The sequence below is a fragment of the Vibrio sp. 1580 genome, from assembly GCF_033340055.1.
In genome coordinates this window covers 1-570 of the sequence record NZ_JAWOVT010000541.1, presented here as the reverse complement: position 1 = coordinate 570, position 570 = coordinate 1, and the positions used below count along the sequence as shown (strand labels likewise).

Below are 570 nucleotides of genomic sequence, written 5' to 3'. Positions count from 1 at the left end.
TAGGTTTAGGTTCTGTACTGGGCTACCTAATTGCCGGCGTGGTGATTGGCCCAATTATCGGCCTCGTAGGTGAAGAGACCACAACCATCCAACATTTTGCGGAATTTGGCGTTGTAATGATGCTGTTCCTTGTTGGTTTAGAACTCGAACCTAAAATGCTGTGGGCGATGCGTAATCGCTTGATGGGGTTAGGTGGCTTGCAAGTTGGCGGCACTGTCGCCGCGATTATGGGTATCGCCTTGTACTTTGAGCAGCCTTGGACGATTGCTCTGGCGATTGGCCTAATTTTCGCGCTGTCATCAACCGCCATTGTGCTGCAAACCTTTAGCGAAAAAGGGCTAACCAAAACAGAAGGTGGTAAAAACGCGTTTTCTGTTCTGCTCTTTCAAGATATCGCTGTTATCCCGATGTTGGCCTTTATTCCATTGTTGGCCCTGCCGGAGTTAGTCGAACAAGCACAAAATGCCGTTCAAACTGCTGCGCAGCATCACGACGATTTAAACCTCGTGGCCGATTTGCCGGGCTGGGCATACGGAATTGTCATCACTGCCTCGATTGCAATTGTTGTGG

At 49.5% G+C, this 570-nt stretch carries 1 protein-coding gene; it reads left to right on the top strand.

Features of this window, described 5'->3' with window-relative positions; genetic code table 11:
- A partial coding sequence (locus tag R7093_RS27060) for a cation:proton antiporter (RefSeq protein ID WP_318147252.1) occupies positions 1-570 on the top strand: 570 nt, incomplete at both ends.